This is a genomic window from Pseudomonas entomophila L48 (genome assembly GCF_000026105.1).
Lineage (GTDB): Bacteria > Pseudomonadota > Gammaproteobacteria > Pseudomonadales > Pseudomonadaceae > Aquipseudomonas > Aquipseudomonas entomophila.
In genome coordinates, this window is record NC_008027.1 from 1,071,458 (window position 1) to 1,088,565 (window position 17,108).

Sequence of the window (17,108 nt, forward strand, 5' to 3'; positions counted from 1 at the left end):
AAGGACTACTCGTGAGCAAATCGCTGCAAGCCATCCGTGGCATGAACGACATCCTGCCCGACCAGTCGCCGCTGTGGCGCTATTTCGAGGGCACCGTGGCCGGCCTGCTGGACAGCTACGGCTACAGCCAGATCCGCACGCCGATCGTCGAGTTCACCGAGCTGTTCAAGCGCTCGATCGGTGAAGTCACCGATATCGTCGAGAAAGAGATGTACACCTTCCAGGACAACAAGGACTCGCTTACCTTGCGCCCGGAAGGTACCGCCGCTTGCGTGCGCGCAGTGCTCGAGCACGGCATCATCGGTAATGGCCAAGTGCAGAAGCTCTGGTACGTGGGCCCGATGTTCCGCCACGAGCGCCCGCAACTGGGGCGCTACCGTCAGTTCCACCAGATCGGTGTCGAGGTGTTCAACCTGGCCGGCCCCGATATCGACGCCGAACTGATCATGCTCACCTGGCGCCTCTGGGCGTTGCTGGGTATTCAGGATGCGGTGACGCTGGAACTCAACAGCCTGGGCACCAGCGAAGCCCGTGCGCGTTATCGTGATGCACTGGTCGAGTTCCTGTCCCAGCGCATCGATCAGCTGGACGAAGACAGCCAGCGCCGCCTGAAGAGCAACCCGCTGCGTATCCTCGACAGCAAGAACGAGGGCACCCAGGCCGCCTTGGTGGGCGCGCCGAAGCTCGAAGAGTACCTGGACGAAGAGTCCCGCGTGCACTTTGAAGGCGTGAAGGCCCGTCTTGACGCTGCTGGCATCCCGTTCGTGATCAACACCAAGCTGGTACGCGGCCTGGATTACTACAGCAAGACGGTGTTCGAGTGGGTCACCGACAAGCTCGGTGCCCAGGGTACGGTCTGCGCCGGTGGGCGCTACGATGGCCTGGTCGAGCAGATGGGCGGCAAGCCGACCGCCGGCGTTGGCTTTGCCATGGGTATCGAGCGCCTGCTGCTGCTGATCGAAACCTTGGGCCAGGTACCTGAGTCGATCAGCCGTACCATCGACGTCTACCTGTGCGCCTTCGGTGAGCAGGCGGAGCTGGCTGGCCTGAAGATCAGCGAGCAACTGCGTGATCGCCTGCCAAACCTGCGCCTGGCGGTCAACGCCGGTGGCGGCAACTTCAAGAACCAGTTCAAGAAAGCCGACAAGAGCGGCGCGCTGTTCGCCCTGATCCTGGGCGATGACGAACTGGCCAAGCAAGAAATCGGCGTCAAGCCCCTGCGTGGTCAGGGCGAACAACAGAACATTGCCTGGGATGCGCTTGCCGCGCACCTGGAAACCGCGATCGCCCAGGCGTAACGCGGTTCAACAACGAATAGGCGAATAGGAGTATTGGGGTGTCGAGTACCGATGATGAAGGCCTGGCAGCGGCCAAGGACTGGTGGAACCGCAACGGCAAGCCGCTGCTGACCGGCGCCCTGCTGGCCGGCGTGGTGGTGATGGGCTGGCAGACCTGGCACAAGTACCAGGCCAACCAGTCGCAAGGCGCCTCGGCGCTGTATCAGGCCCTGCTGGAAACCTCGCTGACCCCAAGCGGCCAGCCTGACGCGGGCAAGGTCGCCGAACTGTCCGGCAAGCTCAAGAGCGAGTTCGGCGGCAGCGCCTACGCCCAGTACGGCAGCCTGTTCGTGGCTAAAGTGGCGGTGGACAGCGGTAAGCTGGACGACGCGGCCAGCGAGCTCAAAGGCGTGATGGACAAGCCGGCCGACGCCACCCTGGGCGAGATTTCGCGCCAGCGCCTGGCCCGAGTACTGGCCGCCCAGGACAAGGCCGAAGACGCGCTGAAGCTGCTCGACGGCGACACCGACAAGGCCTTCCTCGCCAGCCGCGAGGAGCTCAAGGGCGACCTGCTGGTACAGCTGGGTCGCGCCGACGACGCGCACAGCGCCTACGAAAAAGCCAAGGCCGCGCTGTCCGACGACGCCGCGATCGGTGGCCTGCAACTGAAGCTGGATGACCTGGCCAAAGGGGACGCCTGAAGTGAAGGGTTGGAAACAAGCAGCAGTGCTCACCCTCGCCGTGCTGGCGGCGGGTTGCAGCAGCAACAGCAAGAAGGAACTGCCCCCGGCCGAGCTGACCAAGTTCACCGAGGAAGTGGTGCTGAAGAAGCAGTGGAGCCGTTCGATCGGTGACGGCCAGGGCGAGACGTACAACACCCTGGTACCGGCCATCGAAAACGACCGTATCTACGCCGCTGATGTCACTGGCAAGGTCTTCGCGCTGAACCGCCTCGACGGCGACGTGGTGTGGAAGAAGGACCTCGAGCTGCCGGTTTCCGGCGCCGTGGGCGTCGGCTACGGCCTGGTCATGCTGGGCACGCTGAAGGGCGAGGTCATTGCCCTGGACTCCAGCACCGGTGAGGAGCGCTGGCGTTCCCGCGTCACCAGTGAAGTGCTGGCACCGCCCGCCAACAACGGCGACGTGGTGGTGGTACAAACCCAGGATGACCGTCTGATCGGCCTTGACGCCGCCACTGGCGACCGTCGCTGGATCTACGAGAACACCCCGGCCGTACTGACCCTGCGCGGTACCGGCGCACCCGTGGTGACCAACCGTCTGGCCGTGGCCGGCCTGTCCACCGGCAAGGTGGTGGCGGTCGATATCAGCAACGGCGTGCCGGTGTGGGAGAGCCGCGTGGCCATCCCGCAGGGCCGTTCCGAGCTGGATCGCGTGGTGGACATCGACGGCGGCTTGCTGCTGTCCGGTGGCACCCTCTACGTGAGCACCTACCAGGGCCGCGTCGCGGGCCTGGATGTGGAAAGCGGCCGCGTCATGTGGCAGCGCGATGCCTCCAGCTACGTGGGTGTCGCCCAGGGCTTCGGCAACGTCTACGTGAGCGAGGCGTCGGGCACCGTCGAGGGTATCGACGAGCGTTCGTCCAGCGCCCTGTGGAGCAACGACACCATGGCTCGCCGTCAGCTGTCGGCGCCGGAAGTGTTCTCCAGCTATGTGGCTGTCGGTGACTTCGAAGGTTACCTGCACCTGCTCAGCCAGGTCGATGGCCGCTTCGTCGGCCGTGAGCGTATCGACAGTGATGGCCTGCGCGCCCGCCCCCTGGTGGTCGGCGACACCATCTATGTCTTTGGCAACAGCGGCAAGCTCGAGGCACTGACCATCCGCTGAAGCTAAGCTTGAGACCGTCAACGGCTCAGGCCGCGGCGTAGGAAACGCCGCCCGAACACCGGCCGCTGCTCTGCAGCGGCCTTTGCATTTTCAAGAATTCAAGAGTGGAGAGCCGCATGGTTCCCGTAATCGCCCTGGTGGGCCGGCCGAACGTCGGTAAATCCACCATGTTCAACCGCCTGACCAAGACCCGCGATGCCATCGTCGGCGACCTGTCGGGCCTGACCCGTGACCGCCAGTACGGCGACGCCAGCTGGCAGGGTCGTTCCTACATCCTCATCGACACCGGTGGTATCACCGGTGACGAAGTGGGCATGGACGAGAAGATGGCCGAGCAGTCGCTGATGGCCATCGAGGAAGCCGACTACGTATTGTTCCTGGTCGATGCCCGTGCCGGCATGACCGCCGCTGACCAGATGATCGCCGAGCACCTGCGCAAGCGGAACAAGGAAGCGATCCTGGTTGCCAACAAGATCGACAACATCGACGCCGATGTCGCCCGCGCCGAGTTCTCGCCGCTGGGCATGGGCAACGCCATTCCGGTGGCCGGCTCGCAAGGTCGCGGCATCAACGCGCTGATGGAGGCCGTGCTCGGCCACATTCCGCGTGACCCGGTCGAGGACGCCCTCGACGAGGACGTCGCCGAAGGCGAGGAAGCGACGCGCATCCCCGGCCCGAGCGAGAAGGATGGCATCAAGATCGCCATCATCGGCCGCCCGAACGTGGGCAAGTCGACCCTGGTCAACCGCATGCTCGGTGAAGAGCGCGTGGTGGTGTACGACCAGCCGGGCACCACCCGCGACAGTATCTACATCCCGTTCGAGCGCGATGGCGAGAAGTACACCTTCATCGACACCGCGGGTGTGCGCAAGCGCGGCAAGATCCACGAGGAAGTCGAGAAGTTCTCGGTGGTGAAGACGCTGCAGGCGATCAAGGACGCCAACGTGGTGATCTTCGTCATGGACGCCCGCGAAGGCGTGGTCGACCATGACCTCAACCTGCTGGGCTTCGCCCTGGACGCCGGCCGCGCCGTGGTCATCGCCCTGAACAAGTGGGACGGCATGGAGCCGGGCGAGCGCGACTATGTGAAGACCGAGCTTGAGCGCCGGCTGTTCTTCGTCGACTTCGCCGACATCCACTTCATTTCGGCGCTGCATGGCACTGGCGTGGGCCACCTGTACAAGTCGGTGCAGGCCGCGTTCATGTCGGCGGTCACCCGTTGGCCGACCAGCCGCCTGACGCAGATCCTGGAAGACGCCATCAGCGTGCACCAGCCGCCGCTGGTCAACGGCCGTCGCATCAAGCTGCGCTATGCCCACCTCGGTGGTGCCAACCCGCCGCTGATCGTGATCCACGGCAACCAGACCGACAAGATCCCCAACTCGTACTCGCGTTACCTGGAGAACACCTACCGCCGGGTGCTCAAGCTGGTCGGCACGCCGATCCGTATCGAGTACAAGGGCGGTGACAACCCGTTCGAGGGCAAGAAGAACACCCTCACCGATCGCCAGGTCAACAAGAAGCGCCGTTTGATGTCGCACCACAAGAAGGCCGAGAAGAAGCGCCGCGACAAGCGCAAGTAACGGTTGCGGCCATTCGCCGGCAAGCCGGCTCCTACATAGGAGACGGCTTGCCGGCGAACCTGCTTGACCCAGCGCAATCCCCCTAGTGTTTCAACCTTTTTCCTGACTGCTCGATCCGCTATGCTCGGAGCCAACCCCGTGCCGGACAAACCCCAGGAAAGAGGGCTCCATGATCCGCAGCAAACTGCCGAATGTCGGCACGACCATCTTCACCACCATGTCGCAACTGGCCATGCAGACCGGTGCGCTCAACCTCTCCCAGGGCTTCCCTGACTTCAACGGCCCCCAGGCCTTGCTCGATGCCGTTGGCCGTCATGTGGCCGCCGGGCACAACCAGTATTCGCCCATGACCGGCCTACCGGCCCTGCGTCAGCAGGTCGCTGCGAAAGTCGCCCGGTTGTATGGCGTGAGTGTCGATGCCGACCAGGAAGTGACCATCACCCCGGGTGCGACCGAGGCAATCTTTTGCGCCATCCAGGCCGTGGTTCATGCCGGTGACGAGGTGATCGTCTTTGACCCAAGCTACGACAGCTACGAGCCATCGGTGGAGCTGGCCGGTGGCCGCTGCGTGCATGTGCCGCTGCGCGACGGCAGCTTCAGCATCGACTGGCAGGCGTTCAGCGACGCCCTGAGCCCACGTACGCGCATGGTTATCCTCAACTCGCCGCACAACCCCAGCGGGGCGCTGATCAGCCGTGACGACCTGGACCAGTTGGCGAAGCTGATCGCTGACCGCGACATCTACCTGGTCAGTGACGAGGTCTACGAACACCTGATCTACGATGGCGTGCGCCATGCCAGCGTGCTGGCCCACCCGCAGCTCTATTCCCGGGCGTTCGTCGTCAGCTCGTTCGGCAAGACCTACCACGTCACCGGCTGGAAGACCGGTTACGTGATCGCGCCACCAGCGATGAGCGCCGAGCTGCGCAAGGTGCACCAGTACGTCAATTTCTGCGGCGTGACGCCCCTGCAATGCGCCCTGGCCGACTTCATGGCCGAATACCCCGAGCACATCGATGAACTGCCGGGCTTCTACCAGGCCAAGCGCGACCTGTTCTGCGAACTGTTGCAGGGTTCGCGCTTCACCTTCACCCGCACCCCTGGCACCTATTTCCAGCTGGTGGACTACTCGCAGATCCGGCCCGACCTGAACGATGTCGACATGGCCCTGTGGCTGACCCGCGAACATGGCGTGGCCAGTATCCCGGTATCGGTGTTCTACCAGCACCCCATCCCCGAGCAACGCCTGGTGCGCCTGTGCTTTGCCAAACGTGAGGAGACGCTGCGCCAGGCAGCGGAGAAACTATGCGCGATCTGAGCCAACTGCCGAACCTGAAAATCGCCCTGGTGCAGACCACCCTGGCCTGGCACGACCGCGAGGCGAACTACGCGCATTTCGAGGAACTGATCGGGCAGGCCGGCGAGGTGGACCTGGTGGTCCTGCCGGAGATGTTCACCACCGGTTTCTCGATGGAGTCCGAAAGCCTTGCCGAGCCGGAAAACGGCCCCACCTACAAGTGGCTCAAGGCCCAGGCGAAGAAAGCCAACGCAGTGATCACCGGCAGCGTGATCATCCAGGCCGCCGATGGCAGCCACCGCAACCGCCTGCTGTGGGCGCGCCCCGATGGCGAGATCCTGCATTACGACAAGCGCCACCTGTTCCGCATGGCCGGCGAGCACAAGCACTACACCCCAGGTGAGCGTCAGGTGCAGTTCGAGATCAAGGGCTGGCGCGTGCGTCCGCTGATCTGCTACGACCTGCGCTTCCCGGTGTGGAGCCGCGATGCCCAGGACACCGACCTGCTGCTGTACACCGCCAACTGGCCGGCGGCGCGGCGCCTGCACTGGAACCGCCTGTTGCCGGCGCGGGGTATCGAGAACCTGTGCTTCGTGGCGGCGGTGAATCGGGTGGGTACCGATGGCAAGGGCTTTGCCTATTCCGGTGACAGCCAGGTGCTGGACTTCCAGGGTGAGAGCCTGTTGAGCGCGGGGGAGGCTGACGGGGTATTCACCGTGGTGCTGCGTGCGGCGGAACTGGCGGCGTATCGTGCCCGATTCCCGGCGAACCTGGATGCCGATACCTTCGAATTGCATTGAAGCGGTTCGCCGGCAAGCCGGCTCCTACAAAGGCATGTGACCTGTAGGAGCCGGCTTGCCGGCGAACAGTCGCAAGATCAGTACACGTCCCGCCGATACCTCCCATCCTCGATCAGCTGTTGCACGGCATCGTTCCCCAGGATCCCGCCTATCGCTGCATCTACACCTGCGGCCATACCTTGCAGGCTACCGCAGACATAAACGCATGCGCCCTCGTCGACCCAGCGCTTGAACTCGGCGGCGTGCTGCAGCAGCACATCTTGCACATAGACCTTCTCTGCTTGGTCCCGCGAAAACGCCAGGTCCAGCCGTTGCAGGTCGCCATCGCGCAACCAGCCTTGCAGTTCGGCGCCGCACAGTAGGTCATGGGCCTCGTTGCGCTCACCGAACAGCAACCAGTTGCGCTGCTCGCCAGCTGCAATGCGTGCCCTGAGCAGGCTGCGCAGCCCGGCCAGGCCAGTACCGTTGCCGATCAGAACCATGGGGGCGGGCGCCTGGGGCAGATGGAAACCACTGTTGCGGCGCAAGCGCAGGCTCACCGTGCCGTCCAACGGCAGGTATTCAGTCAGCCAACCTGAACCCAGGCCCAGGCTGCCGTCGGGGTGGCGCTCCTGGCGCACGATCAGTTCCAGCACGCCATCGCTGGCGATGGAGGCAATCGAGTACTCGCGTGCTGTCAGCGGGATCAATGCATCGACCAACGCCTGGGCGTGTAGGCCGACCAAATGCTCGCGACTCTGCGGCAACTGGCGGCTAGCCAGGGCCTGGACGAGAGTTTCATTCAGGCCGTCGCGCTGCACCGGGCTTTCAGGAGGCAGTCCGAGACCGGTGAGGAACGTGTCGACACGTTCCAGGCCATGGCGAGGCAGGATTTCCACCAGGTCTCCGGCTTCCCAGGTTGCAGGTGCGGGAGGTCGCAGGCCCAGCAAGTAGACAGGGGCACCCTGGCTGCCAGGGTTGAGCAGCGCTCGTTGGGTCAGGCGCCAGTTGTCGAAACTCGGAGGCTGCCAGGCGGCCAGCGGGCGGGTGCCGGTTAGCTGGGCCAGTTCCTGCTGCCACCTTTGCAGTGCAGCGGGGTCGGCGTTGTCCACTTCAACCGGGCTGAAGGCGCTACTGGCACCGCGCGCTCCAAGCCAGGCCTGCAGGCGTCGGGCGAAGCCACAGAAGTGCGGGTACTGACGATCACCCAGGGCGAGCAGGGCATAGTCCAGGTGATCCAGCGCCCAGGGCTGGCCCAGCACCTTGCGCTCGAAGGCGCGGGCGCTGTCCGGCGCCTCGCCGTCACCGAACGTGCTGACCACGAACAGCGCGCGGTTGGCCTGGCGCAGGTCCGACTCGCCCAACTGCGCCAGTGGGCGCACCTGCACAGGTAGCCCGGCAGCCTGCAGTTGGCCGGCGCTCTGCCAGGCCAGCTGCTCGGCGAAGCCGCTCTGGCTGGCGAAGCCGATCAGCCAGCTGTCACCCGTGTTCGCTGCGGTGTCCACCGCGCCACGGGCGGCGCGGACTTGGCGCTTCTTGCGGCGGCGGTCGAGGTACAGCAGCCAGCCGGTGACGAAGAACAGCGGCATGGTCAGGCTGGCGACGGTGACGATGATCCGCCCCGGCAGGCCGAAATAGCTGCCCACGTGCAGGGCGTAGACACTCTGCAGCAGCTGGGCCTTGAACGATTTGTCGGTGTAGCGCTCGTGACGCTTGATCGTCCCGGTGGCCGGGTCGAGGGTGAGGGTGTTGAACGCGCGCTCGTGGTCGGCGCCGTCGAGCAGGTAGAACAAGGTCGCCGGTTGTCCGCCTGCGGGGGGCAGGCGCAGGTTGTAGGCCGACAATCCAGGGCCGGCTGCCTCTTTCAGGTTGGCCCAGATGGCGTCGTAGTCGACCACCAGCGGTGGCGCGTTCTTGTCGGCCTTGGGCGGGCCGTGGCGGCCACCACGGCCTTCGCCGCGCTTCTGTTCGCTTGCGGCCGGCTTGTCGGCCAACAGTGTGTTCAGTCCTTCGCGATACCACTCGTAGGACCAGAACAGTCCGGTCAGGGCGAACAGCAGATAGAACAGCAGGCACCACGTGCCAAACACCGCGTGCAAGTCCCAGTTGAATGCACGGCCTTTTTTCGCCCAGTCCAGGGTCAGCCAGGCACGCCAGTTCAGCGCTTTGCGCGGCCAGCGCAGGTACAGGCCGGAGAGGCAGAAGAAGATCAGCATCAGGGTGCAGGCACCGGTGATCTGCCGGCCGGTGTCGCCCATGGCCAGGAAACGGTGCAGGTTGAGCACGAAGTCGAAGAAACCCAACCCCGCGACGTCGCCCTTGAGTTCGCCGGTGTACGGGTCGGCATAGCGCAACTCGCCACGGCGCTTGCCTGGAGGCGGGGTGAAGAAGATCCGCGCGGCGTTGCCCTCGCGGGTATCCACCCAGAGCATCGAGACTTTGTCGCCTTGCGCGCTCTCCACCCGACGTACCAGCTCGGCCGGGGGCAGCACGCCTTCCTGGCGTACCTCGACCTTGAGCACGTCGGCATTGAATGCACGCAGCAGTTCTTCCTGGAACGACCAGATGGCACCGGTGATGCCCATCAGCGCCAGCACCAGGCCTGCAGTGATGCCAAAGAACCAGTGCAATTGGAACAGCGTCTTCTTCACCACATCGATCACCTTGTGTTGCCGCCAGAGCCCGTGCGGCGTGCATTATGCCTTGATGCGCAAAAGCCCCGTCCATGACCATGGACGGGGCTTGGGGGCGCGACCTTTAGAAGTGCACGCTGGTGGTCAGCAATGCAGTCCGGCCCGCCGCCTGGTTGGCGAAGTGGGTGGAGTATGCCTTGTCGTAATAGACCTCGTTGGTGAGGTTCTGCACGTTCAGCTGCAGGTCGATGTTCTTGGTCAGCTTGTAGGCGGCCATGGCGTCGTAGCGTACATAGCTGTCGACCATCGTGGTGTTGGCCACGCTGCCATAGACGTCATCGACATAGAACGCACCGCCACCGATCGTCAGCTTCGGCGTCAGCTGGTAGGTAGTCCACAGGCTGGCGCTGTTGTTCGGCGTGTTGGGCAACTGGTTGCCGTCATTGGCCTTGCCCAGCGGGCCACCGTCGATCTGGCGGGCCTGCATGTAAGTGTATCCAGCGAACACCTGCCACTTGTCGGTCAGCTTGCCGCTGGCCGACAGCTCGATGCCCTGCACGCGGGTTTCACCGACGTTCTCGTAGGTGGTGGTGTCGACCTGGACCCGGGCGTTTTCCTTCTCGGTGCGGAACAGCGCCGCAGCCAGGGACAGGCGCTGGTCGAGCAGGTCCCACTTGGTGCCGATCTCGTAGTTGGTGGTTTCCTCCGGCTCCATGTCACTGCCCAGCAGGTTGCCGGAACGGTCGGTGGTGTTGCCCAGCGGGTTGCCCTCGGTACCCTCGCCGAGCATCGCCCCTGGCGGCGTGGCGGAGGTGGCGTAGGACACATAGATGCTGCCGTTGTCCGCCGGTTTCCACACCAGGCCCAGCTGGCCGGTGATGAACTCGCTGGTGTCCTGGCCCTTGGCAGGGACGCCTTTGCTGCTCACGGTGGTGCTGCCGTCGGCGTTGTAGCCACGGAAATCGGTGTCGAAGTGGTCGTAGCGCAGGCCCATGTTCAGCAGCCATTGCGGGGTCAGCTCCAGGGTGTCGAACACATAGAGCGCACGGGTCTTGCTGCTGGTCTTGGTACCGGCGTAGTTGCGCGCGACGGTGCCGACCCAGTTGTCGTCCGGGTTCGGGTTGTCCAGCGAGGTGCAGCTGCCGCCGCTGCCTGGGCCGGTACAGGTGAGCTTGCTGTTGGGGGTGACGGTGTAGCTCTGGCGGTCGGACTCTTCCTTGGTGAACTCGACGCCGGTGGAGAAGCTGTTCTTCAGGCCGCCCAGGTAGAACTCGCCGAACAGGTCGGTCTGGTTGGTGGTGGTGGCGGTGTTGCCCACACGGGTGTTGGCACGACGCCAGACGCCGTTGTTGTTGACGTTGCCGGCGCTGTCGTCGGGCTGGGTCAGCACGTAGTCCTGCATGCTGTTGCCGTGGCGCAGGGTGTTCTTGAGGGTCAGCGTGTCGGACAGGTCGTGCTCGATGGCGAAGGTCGCGATATCGACACGGGTCTTGCGGAAATCGCGTCCGGTCAGGCCGTAGAAGTTGTCACTGTCGCCACCGTCTACCGGTTTGTCCGGATGCGCCGAAGTCCGTGCGGTGCTGCCTGCCCTAGGCACGCTGTACGGGATGCCCGAGTCCGGCAGGTCGTCGCTTTCCAGGTGGTAGTAGTCGAGGTTGACGCGGGTCGGCGTGCCCAGGCCGAAGGCCAGGGACGGGGCGATGCCCCAGCGGTCGTAGTTGACCTTGTCGCGGCCGGCCACGTTGCTCTCGTGGGTCATCAGGTTGAGGCGCCCGGCCACGCTGTCGCTGAACTGGTAGTTGCCGTCGAAGGTGTAGCGCTGGGTCTGGTCGCTGCCCCAGGTCCAGGCACCATCGAGCGAATTGCCCAGGTGCGCGCGCTTGCTCACCAGGTTGATGGTGCCGCCAGCGGCGCCGCGGCCGCCGATGGCCGAATTCGGGCCCTTGGCCACTTCCACCGATTCGATGGCGAAGATTTCACGGCTCTGCGCGCCGGTGTCGCGCACGCCGTCCAGGTAGGTGTCGCCCTGGGCGTCGAAGCCGCGGATGAAAGGGCGGTCGCCCTGCGGGTTGCCGCCTTCGCCGGCACCGAAGGTGATCCCCGGCACGGTGCGCAGGGCGTCCTGCAGGTTCAGGGCGTTGGTATCCTTGATCACCTGCTGCGGGATCACGGTGACCGAGCGTGGGGTGTCCACCAGTGGTGCGGTGTACTTCTGCGAGGAGGCTTTCTCGACCTTGTAGTCGGTGCTCGCCTGCTCAGCCTTGCCGTTGATGCTGGTGGCATCGAGGGTGACGGCATTGCTGGCGGCGGGATCGGCGGCATAGGCGGAAGTGGCGGTGATCGCCATGCCGATGGCGGAGACGAGCAGACGTGGTGAACTCACAGCGGTTGGCACGTGACGCATGGTTAAGGACCTTCCCCAAGGTATGAAGGCCGCGGATGTTAATGTAAGCGAATGTAAGGAACAATTGAGAAGCGTTACCATTCGAAAGAAATTTACATTCTTTACAATTTCACCTTACGGTTTTTATGGGCTCATACGTCGTGGCTTGATCAAGGGGGCTTGTGATCCGTAAAAGGTAATCAATATCATTGGCAGCTCTCTTTCGCATCAGGTGCCATTGCCATGCTGCTTCACATTCCCGGGCTGTTCGATGCCGACGAAATCTCGCGAATCCGCGAGGCCCTGGAGCAGGCCGACTGGGCCGATGGCAAGGTCACGGCCGGCTACCAGTCGGCCAAGGCCAAGCACAACCTGCAGTTGCCCGAGGGGCATGCCCTGGCCAAGGAAATCGGCAGCGCGCTGATCGATCGGCTGTGGTGCAACCCGCAGTTCATGTCGGCGGCACTGCCGCACAAGGTGTTCCCGCCGTTGATCAATTGCTACCGCGAGGGTGGCAACTTCGGCTTCCACATCGACAATGCCCTGCGCCAGCCCAAAGGCAGCCCGGAGCGCATCCGCACCGACCTGTCGTCGACCTTGTTCCTCAACGACCCGGACAGCTACGACGGTGGTGAGCTGGTGATCCAGGACACCTTTGGTGTGCAGCAGGTCAAGCTGGCGGCCGGCGACATGGTGCTGTACCCAGGCACCAGCCTTCATAAGGTCAACCCGGTTACCCGTGGCGCGCGTTACGCGGCGTTCTTCTGGACCCAGAGCCTGGTGCGCGAGGATAGCCAGCGCACCCTGTTGTTCGAGATGGACAACGCCATCCGCCAACTCACCGCCGATGTGCCGGAGCACCCGTCTCTGCTGCAGTTGACTGGCACTTACCATAACTTGCTGCGCCGCTGGGCCGAGGTCTGAACCGTGTCCTATCAGTTGCGTCGTGAAGAGGTGGTGGATGTTGCTGGGTTGCAGGCGATGCTCAAGCACAGCCCTGGCCAAGCCGCTCAGGCGATCCTGGCGGCGGCGGGGCAGGGCGTGGTCGAGGCACAGTTGTTGCTGGGGCAGATCCTGCTGGATGGGCGGGGGATCGAGCAGGATGCGGTGGTCGCCCGGCGCTGGTTCGGTATTGCCGCCGAAGGTGGCAGTGCGATGGCGCACAATATGCTCGGGCGTTGCCTCGAGCATGGCTGGGGGGGCGAGGTGAGCCTGACGCAGGCGGCCATTCACTACGCGCGTGCGGCGGATGCCGGCCTGGACTGGGGCATGTACAACCTGGGCAACCTGCTGGCCACCGGGCGCGGAGTACCGGCCAATCAGGCCCAGGCGTTGGCGTGCTACGAGAAAGCCGCGCAGATGGGGCACGCGAAATCGATGAACCTGTATGGGCGCTATCTGGAGCAGGGTATTGCTATCGCGGCCAGTCCGGCCCGTGCGGTACGTTGGTATCGACGTGCTGCCGAGGCCGGGGATTTCCGGGGAATGTTCAGCCTGGCGATGGTGCTTGTCGAGCGTGGCGAACTGGCGGATGCGTGCCTTTGGTTGGACCGCGCCAGGGTTCAGGGCAATCTGACCTTTTTGCGCAGTAGCGTCGCTACGTTGCTGGCCACGGGCCCCCTGCTGTCAGACCAGGCTGCCAGATTCATGGCTGAGATTAGCAGCCGAGGGGAAGCAGTACCCGCTTAAGTTGTGATTGGAGTGCGCAGATAGTTGAATTTTCTCCGTCTCGTTGAGGACAACTATCGTGCGCTACATCAAGGACCGTTCCTTCCTGGCAACACTGACCTCCGTGACATCCGACTATCCAGGGAACCTGGATTCCGTCGAAGGTATGCCGCATAAGCGTGGCAATGCCTGGTTGACTGTCACGCCTCCTGGCCGTATTGAAACTCAGCAGTGTTTTTGGTTCGGCTATTTCGAGGGTGGTGATGCCGGTTATCAGATACGCACGGTGGAGTCAGCGCCAGGTGATTCGCACTACGCGATCTGGGACTTGGACTTTCAGAACTATATCGGCTACTACCTGACGAGCAAGAACCCGATCCTCTGGCGCGTACGTGTCGGTGACAGAAAGTTGCAATTACCCGAGCAACGTACTTATGACGGCGTGACGCTCGCCGCGCCAGGGCGCGCACTGCTCAGCGTCGCCAACAGGCCGACTTGGGATGACCACTACGTTGGCGTGAACAAGCCGAACCCACTGCTGTTTGAAATGAATGTGCTGCAAGTAGGCGTGGCACTGTTCGACAGCCCCACAAAGTTTCGGCAGCGTTAATGCAAGGGGCCCGGTTGGAAGCCCATCTGCTGGCTGAGACCAGGGCTGTGTAACATCGTTGCAACCTGGGGCTTGGCAGCCCATGATTGAAAATGTGCGATAAATCAATTTGCGATGCTGTACGAAAATCGGTCCGTCAGGCTAACTTGGTGAACTCAAGGTCTGCCTGACGGCACGCCGTTATCGGCACATACATAAAAATCTGACAGTCCCTGCTCATACTGGCTTCGGGCATTCTCGACTATAAAAAGCCTCAGCGTTATCCATCCCTTTTCACAATTGCGCTTTGCGTTCGTGATAATTCAGTTTCGATCGATTTTTCGTTTTGCATTCCTCTAACTTCGCTCAATGTCACTCAGCTTGTTGATCAAGCTTTGCGGATACCTGTGCGTTCGGTTAAATGCTAGCGTTTTCTATAGCCCGTCAGCGATCCGTTTCACAGACTGGATCGAGCGGTGCTGCATATTATCTACACACTGAAACAGTGCCCTCTGTGCCTCTGGCTCAGGGGCAGTTGCCTGCATAAAGATATGGTGCCTGCCTTAGCCTTTGAGGTGAGTGTGATTTGAATGGGCGTGGCAGAGCCAGGCTGATTGAAAGACGGGCGGCATCGAGCTGGGCTATCGGCTCCGCTTCTAAGAAATCAAGGCACAGGATTGATTTGTGTGAGGGGAGCTCAGGTTGCGTAGGGAAATTATTCAACGTTCATTGAATATTACCGTTTTCTCATACTGTGCATGCGGTTTGCCTACGCGCTAGCAGTACTTGAGCTGTAGGTTTCATAAATTTAGATTGCGAGGTTTTATGATTGACTCTGAAGGTATTTTGAAGTCTTTTGTTTCGGAGCTTATTTGTGTTGATGGGGGCGTTAGGCCGCTGAAGCTCATTGTCACTAGTCCTGGGTTATTTCCCACAGGCAGTGGCAGGTTCGTCCTGGAAAGTGAGCCGTTCTCGTGGTCATGGAAACTGAGTAGGATCAAGCTGAAGTTTCACGTTGCACCTACTCTGACTAGGAACATGGTCTTTCGTGCCGCCTGTGTCACTGATGATGGTGGGTATTTGGATGATGTGCTAATTGGCAGTGGATCGGGCGACTTCTGGTTGGCCAATGACTTATGGCAGAGCCCAGACCAATTTGACTACGACGCCGCATGGGAGGCAGAACTGACGGAGGAAGTTGTGCGGTTCAACGGCAAAACACGCGATGTGTTTACAATTCGAAATGTCATGCACAAAAATCGAGCCGTGATTGAGAAGACCGGTCATTATACTTACGTACGTATGAGTGAAGACAAACCCCCTGCGCGCTTTATACTCGGTGATATCAGCGATATTGAATATCATTGATAAAAGCGGTTTCGCGTCCGTAGACAAACCTGCCCATTGCTGAGCAGGTGGTCGCCAGGCACGGAAGGAACCCCCGTGCCTGGCTTCGTATTACAGGTAATACGCCTTCAGCGGTGGAAAGCCATTGAACTCCACAGCACTGTAGCTGGTGGTATACGCACCGGTCGACAGCCAGTACAGGCGGTCACCGATCGCCAGGTTCAGCGGCAGGCCGTATTTGTAATTCTCGTACATGATGTCGGCGCTGTCGCAGGTCGGGCCGGCAATCACCACTTCTTCCGCTTCACCGTTCTTTTCGGTCCAGATCGGGAACTTGATGGCTTCATCCATGGTTTCGATCAGGCCGGAGAACTTGCCCACGTCGGTGTAGATCCAGCGCTCGACCGCAGTGCGCGACTTGCGGGCCACCAGCACTACTTCACTGACCAGAATGCCAGCGTTGGCGATCAGCGAGCGGCCAGGCTCGAGGATGATTTCCGGCAGATCGTCGCCGAAGTCTTCCTTGAGGAAGCGGATGATCTCTTCGGCGTAGGTCTCGAGGCTGTTGGTGCGGGTGATGTAGTTGGCCGGGAAGCCGCCGCCCATGTTGATCAACTTCAGCTCGATGCCGTCTTCCTCCTTCAGGCGTTCGAAGATCACCTTGACCTTGGCGATAGCCGCGTCCCACACGCTGATGTCGCGCTGTTGCGAACCTACGTGGAAGGAAATGCCGTACGGCACCAGGCCCAGGTCGCGGGCGAGGATCAGCAGGTCCATGGCCATGTCGGTCTGGCAGCCGAATTTACGGGACAGCGGCCAGTCGGCGGTGGTGGAGCCTTCGGTGAGAATGCGCACATACACTTTCGAGCCCGGCGCGGCCTTGGCGATGTTGCGCAGGTCGGCCTCGGAGTCGGTGGCGTACAGGCGCACGCCTTTCTCGTAGAAGTAGCGGATGTCCTTGGACTTCTTGATGGTGTTGCCGTAGCTGATGCGGTCGGCGCTGACGCCGCGGCCCATCACCTTGTCCAGCTCGTAGATCGAGGCGATGTCGAAGCTCGAGCCTTTCTCCTTCAGCAGGTCGATGATCTCGACCGCCGGGTTGGCCTTGACCGCGTAGTACACCTTGGCGAACTCGAAACCGGCGCGCAGGTCGTCATAGGCCTGGCTGATCATTTGGGTGTCGATGAGTACGAACGGGGTTTCCTGCTTGTCGGCGAACGCCTTCATCTTCTGGAAGGTGTCGCGTGCGAAATAGTCTTCGACCTGAATCGACATGCTCAAGGGCTCCATGGGCAAACTGAAAAGAAAAGTGGCAGCAAACTGAACGCCCTCCGTATCCCCACTTTGGTTCGCCTACTTCCCAAGGCATGTCGCCGAAAGCAAAAAGGTCAACCGTGCCAGGGTAGGGCGGCGGGTGACCTTGCTGTCTCGTCGTCAGTACTTGAGCCGGATGGATCGTTTCCAGCATGGACGTTCGGCGCGCACTTTAGGGCGTGAAAACCGCAAGATCAACAGGCAAACCCGGTGGTTTCGCCGTGGATCGATGAGCTGTCACCTGAATAACCGACCCACATGACCGGGATATGTTCCCCAGGCTGCGGCAAGCGTAAAAAATTGTGGAATGGACCTTGTTTGCCCCTTCGCGGGTAAGCCAGATCCCACGGGGAACAGGGCATTTTCTGTAGGAGCGGGTTTACCCGCGATGGG

The 17,108-nt window shown here is 62.2% G+C and carries 13 protein-coding genes; 10 read left to right on the forward strand and 3 right to left on the reverse strand.

Features of this window, described 5'->3' with window-relative positions; genetic code table 11:
• Positions 1-11: 11 nt before the first annotated feature.
• The 6 genes from hisS (at position 12) to PSEEN_RS04780 (ending at position 6,802) form a co-directional block, all read left to right on the forward strand.
• Complete coding sequence (hisS, locus tag PSEEN_RS04755; protein WP_011532348.1) at positions 12-1,298, forward strand: histidine--tRNA ligase; 1,287 nt, start codon at positions 12-14, stop codon at positions 1,296-1,298.
• Positions 1,299-1,336: 38 nt separating this feature from the next.
• Entirely contained in the window at positions 1,337-1,978 is a 642-nt protein-coding gene (locus PSEEN_RS04760) for a tetratricopeptide repeat protein (RefSeq protein ID WP_011532349.1), read from the forward strand.
• Positions 1,953-3,122 carry an outer membrane protein assembly factor BamB gene (gene bamB / locus PSEEN_RS04765; protein WP_086009437.1) on the forward strand — a complete coding sequence of 390 codons (1,170 nt, stop codon included), beginning with the start codon at positions 1,953-1,955 and terminating at the stop codon, positions 3,120-3,122. Before PSEEN_RS04760 ends, bamB begins: the two co-directional genes overlap by 26 nt.
• Before the next feature lie 116 nt (positions 3,123-3,238).
• A complete protein-coding gene (der, locus tag PSEEN_RS04770) occupies positions 3,239-4,705 on the forward strand; it encodes a ribosome biogenesis GTPase Der (RefSeq protein ID WP_011532351.1) in 1,467 nt (488 codons plus the stop codon).
• 169 nt (positions 4,706-4,874) lie between these two features.
• A complete protein-coding gene (locus PSEEN_RS04775) occupies positions 4,875-6,023 on the forward strand; it encodes a pyridoxal phosphate-dependent aminotransferase (protein WP_011532352.1) in 1,149 nt (382 codons plus the stop codon).
• Positions 6,011-6,802 carry an amidohydrolase gene (locus PSEEN_RS04780; protein WP_011532353.1) on the forward strand — a complete coding sequence of 264 codons (792 nt, stop codon included), beginning with the start codon at positions 6,011-6,013 and terminating at the stop codon, positions 6,800-6,802. The genes PSEEN_RS04775 and PSEEN_RS04780 overlap by 13 nt, the downstream gene beginning before the upstream one ends.
• Before the next feature lie 77 nt (positions 6,803-6,879).
• Here the strand turns inward: PSEEN_RS04780 and PSEEN_RS04785 are convergent, their stop codons facing one another.
• Together PSEEN_RS04785 and PSEEN_RS04790 are read right to left on the reverse strand one after the other, a co-directional pair.
• Positions 6,880-9,435, reverse strand: a complete 2,556-nt coding sequence (locus PSEEN_RS04785) for a sulfite reductase flavoprotein subunit alpha (protein WP_044488676.1) — start codon at positions 9,433-9,435, stop codon at positions 6,880-6,882.
• A gap of 103 nt (positions 9,436-9,538) precedes the next feature.
• A complete protein-coding gene (locus tag PSEEN_RS04790) occupies positions 9,539-11,818 on the reverse strand; it encodes a TonB-dependent receptor (protein ID WP_011532355.1) in 2,280 nt (759 codons plus the stop codon).
• 222 nt (positions 11,819-12,040) lie between these two features.
• On the opposite strand from PSEEN_RS04790, the gene PSEEN_RS04795 reads away from it, so the two are divergent.
• The 4 genes from PSEEN_RS04795 (at position 12,041) to PSEEN_RS04810 (ending at position 15,422) form a co-directional block, all read left to right on the forward strand.
• Positions 12,041-12,721, forward strand: a complete 681-nt coding sequence (locus PSEEN_RS04795; RefSeq protein WP_011532356.1) for a Fe2+-dependent dioxygenase — start codon at positions 12,041-12,043, stop codon at positions 12,719-12,721.
• A gap of 3 nt (positions 12,722-12,724) precedes the next feature.
• A complete protein-coding gene (locus PSEEN_RS04800) occupies positions 12,725-13,486 on the forward strand; it encodes a tetratricopeptide repeat protein (RefSeq protein ID WP_044487735.1) in 762 nt (253 codons plus the stop codon).
• Between the two features lie 58 nt (positions 13,487-13,544).
• A complete protein-coding gene (locus tag PSEEN_RS04805; RefSeq protein ID WP_044487737.1) occupies positions 13,545-14,075 on the forward strand; it encodes a hypothetical protein in 531 nt (176 codons plus the stop codon).
• A gap of 804 nt (positions 14,076-14,879) precedes the next feature.
• Positions 14,880-15,422: a hypothetical protein gene (locus tag PSEEN_RS04810; RefSeq protein WP_044487740.1), complete on the forward strand. Its 543-nt coding sequence runs from the start codon at positions 14,880-14,882 to the stop codon at positions 15,420-15,422.
• A 90-nt stretch (positions 15,423-15,512) separates the two neighbouring features.
• Here the strand turns inward: PSEEN_RS04810 and PSEEN_RS04815 are convergent, their stop codons facing one another.
• Entirely contained in the window at positions 15,513-16,676 is a 1,164-nt protein-coding gene (locus PSEEN_RS04815; RefSeq protein ID WP_011532360.1) for a type III PLP-dependent enzyme, read from the reverse strand.
• Positions 16,677-17,108: the final 432 nt, after the last annotated feature.

What these genes read in the sequence shown, in the direction of transcription:
- bamB (WP_086009437.1), top strand. Translation starts at nt 1,953, where the DNA reads ATGACCTGGCCAAAGGGGACGCCTGAAGTGAAGGGTTGGAAACAAGCA.
- der (WP_011532351.1), top strand. Translation starts at nt 3,239, where the DNA reads ATGGTTCCCGTAATCGCCCTGGTGGGCCGGCCGAACGTCGGTAAATCC.
- PSEEN_RS04775 (WP_011532352.1), top strand. Translation starts at nt 4,875, where the DNA reads ATGATCCGCAGCAAACTGCCGAATGTCGGCACGACCATCTTCACCACC.
- PSEEN_RS04780 (WP_011532353.1), top strand. Translation starts at nt 6,011, where the DNA reads ATGCGCGATCTGAGCCAACTGCCGAACCTGAAAATCGCCCTGGTGCAG.
- PSEEN_RS04790 (WP_011532355.1), bottom strand. Translation starts at nt 11,818, where the DNA reads ATGCGTCACGTGCCAACCGCTGTGAGTTCACCACGTCTGCTCGTCTCC.
- PSEEN_RS04795 (WP_011532356.1), top strand. Translation starts at nt 12,041, where the DNA reads ATGCTGCTTCACATTCCCGGGCTGTTCGATGCCGACGAAATCTCGCGA.
- PSEEN_RS04810 (WP_044487740.1), top strand. Translation starts at nt 14,880, where the DNA reads ATGATTGACTCTGAAGGTATTTTGAAGTCTTTTGTTTCGGAGCTTATT.
- PSEEN_RS04815 (WP_011532360.1), bottom strand. Translation starts at nt 16,676, where the DNA reads ATGTCGATTCAGGTCGAAGACTATTTCGCACGCGACACCTTCCAGAAG.